This is a genomic window from Prosthecobacter sp. (genome assembly GCF_020439865.1).
Lineage (GTDB): Bacteria > Verrucomicrobiota > Verrucomicrobiia > Verrucomicrobiales > Verrucomicrobiaceae > Prosthecobacter.
Genome location: NZ_JAGRPF010000197.1, coordinates 1 through 2,352, shown reverse-complemented (window position 1 = coordinate 2,352; position 2,352 = coordinate 1). Strand labels below are relative to the sequence as shown.

The following is a 2,352-nucleotide window of genomic DNA, read 5'->3' as shown; positions in this document are numbered from 1 at the left end:
CGAGATGCGAGTCTGGAATTTCCGCACGGGCGAATGCCTCACCCCGGGCATCCGCGACACGCCACGCAAGAGCAAGGAGCAGGAAGGCGTGGTTGTCGCCCGCGTCTCCGACGATGACTCCAAAGTGGTCTTCCGCATCTCCGAGCACGCATTCTTCAGCAGGCCGATGCCGCCAAAGAACACTCTTTTGCCGGAGTGGTTCCTGCAATTCGCCGAGGCTCTGGCGCGACGTCGAATCACCGAGGACGGTCGCATTGACGTGCTGAGTCCGGCTGACTTTGCCGCAGCCGTCGCCGCCATTCCAGCGGAACCCGGTCAGGGAGAGGAAACCGCCGTGCGCTGGGCACGATGGCTGACAACACCGCCTGCAACGCGACCTCTTTCACCCTTCGATGATCAGACTTTCCCGGAGTACCTCGCTTCGCTGAAGGAACAAGGCTCACCGGCCGCGGCGCGCGAGTATCTGCGCTTCCGTCCGAATGACGCGACCGCACGGGAACGCGCGGCGAAATTCGTCCCGGCACCGCCCAAGTGATGCGCCTGCCTACTCCGGCACAATGATCTGATCCTCGGGCTGAAGCAGGATGTCGCGCGACGGATTGGCGCTGATGTCCTTCAGATTGATCTCCTGGGTGGCGCCATTGCGGATGAGCTTGGTCCGGCTCGGCTTGGCAAAGGGGCTGAAACCGCCGGCGATGCCCACCGCCTTCAGGATGGTGAGGTTTGAGCTGTAGGGAACAGGCCCGTTCTTGTTGGTGCCACTGACCACATAAACCCAGCGCTCCGTGCCACCGCCGGCGCCGTCGATGGAAACGGTGACCGTGGGCCGTGTGTAGATTTCGCGCGCCACGTAAGTCTGCTCAATGCTGCGCTGAAGCATGGAGGGCTTCAAACCCGCCGCCCGCACTTCGCCAATGAAAAGCAGGTTGATCGTACCGGCGTCGCTGACGGTGTACACCTTGTTGATCTGTGCCACCTCGCTGTCCGGGATACCGCCGATGGAGAGCGTGATGCGGTCGTTGGGCTTGAGAGCCAGTTCGCCGTTTTGAGCCCGGACAGGACTGAACAGGCTGAACACGAAAAGCGCGATGAGGATTTTTCGAAGGTTCATAAGCATGGAACGGTTGATTTAAAAAACATCGTCGCCTCCAAGCGGAGATGCGGGGCGAACGTCAGCAAACACGGGGGCGGTGGTCTCCGTCTTGATCTTGCGGCGCCGGGCTTTCTTGCCGCCCGAACCATCTGAAGGAGAGTTCGTGGGCGAGTAGTAGGTGTAGTAGCTCGTGTGATACTGAAACTGCGCGTCGCTGGCGAGATCAACATTGTTCAAGACCACGCCGACGACTTTTCCACCGACGTTTTCGACAGTCTGCTTCACGCGCAGGAGCATGTGGCGCGGCAGCTTGCGATGCTGGACGACGATGATGGACATGTCGGCCTCGTTGGCGAGTACCGAAGCGTCGCTGACGCCGAGGATGGGCGGAGAGTCGATGAGCACCAGATCGAATCGGCTCTTCACATCGGCGATGAGATCGACCATGCGCTGAGAGTTCAGAAGGCCCGCACTGTCCGCGGGAAGAAGTCCGCTGGGCAGGAAGTAGAGATTCTCGACCTGGGTGCGAACAACGACATCCTCAATCTGAATGTCCGTAGTCAGGTAATTCGTGAGTCCGACAGTGTGACTGACATCAAAGTGCTTGTGCTGGCTGGGGCGGCGCAAGTCAGCGTCGATCAGAAGCACATTGTAACCACCCTGGGCGCAGACATAGGCGAGGTTGACCATCGTGGTGGACTTCCCCTCCCCCGCTCCACCACTGACCACGCTGATGCAGTTGGCATCCGGTGACCGGCGGTTGAATTCAATGTTCGTGCGCAGGATTCGGTAAGCCTCTGCATCCGGGCTGAAGCCACTGGCGCGGTGGAGGACACCAACGCCCTTCGGGACGATGGCCAGGACGGGAACGTTGAGATACTGCTCCACATCGTCGAGGCTCTTCACCGTGGTGTCCATGTACTCGAGGAAGAAGGCCAGGCCGAGACCGAACATCAAACCAAGGACGCCGCCAAGTGCGAGATGAAGCGGCACATTGGGCTTAGCGGGCTTGGTCTCCGGCTCCGCATCGGCATAGATGGTGGCGGGAGACTTAACGAGTTCGATGTTGGCTTTTTCCTCAAAGAAGCGCGAGCGCATTTTGACCAGCAACTCTTCCAGGTAGGTGACTTCGTCCTTGGCGGTCTTGTACTCATTGTAGAGCGACTGCATGTTCATCAATTCCTGCTTCGCGTCTTCGTTGTAGTTCTGCAGGGACTCGCGCATCTTCCTGGCGCTGTCCAGGCGGCCCTGCAGCCCCT

General features: G+C 59.8%; 3 protein-coding genes. 1 reads left to right on the top strand and 2 read right to left on the bottom strand.

Going from position 1 to position 2,352, the window contains the following annotated elements:
* Positions 1-535: hypothetical protein (locus KDL09_RS21830; RefSeq protein WP_294389868.1), on the top strand; the 535-nt coding region annotated here is incomplete at its 5' end.
* Positions 536-544: 9 nt separating this feature from the next.
* Here KDL09_RS21830 and KDL09_RS21825 read toward each other — a convergent pair.
* Positions 545-1,111, bottom strand: a complete 567-nt coding sequence (locus tag KDL09_RS21825) for a polysaccharide biosynthesis/export family protein (RefSeq protein ID WP_294389866.1) — start codon at positions 1,109-1,111, stop codon at positions 545-547.
* 18 nt (positions 1,112-1,129) lie between these two features.
* Positions 1,130-2,352, bottom strand: a 1,223-nt coding sequence (locus tag KDL09_RS21820; RefSeq protein ID WP_294389863.1) for a polysaccharide biosynthesis tyrosine autokinase, incomplete at its 5' end; no start/stop codon positions are given.

What these genes read in the sequence shown, in the direction of transcription:
- KDL09_RS21825 (WP_294389866.1), bottom strand. Translation starts at nt 1,111, where the DNA reads ATGAACCTTCGAAAAATCCTCATCGCGCTTTTCGTGTTCAGCCTGTTC.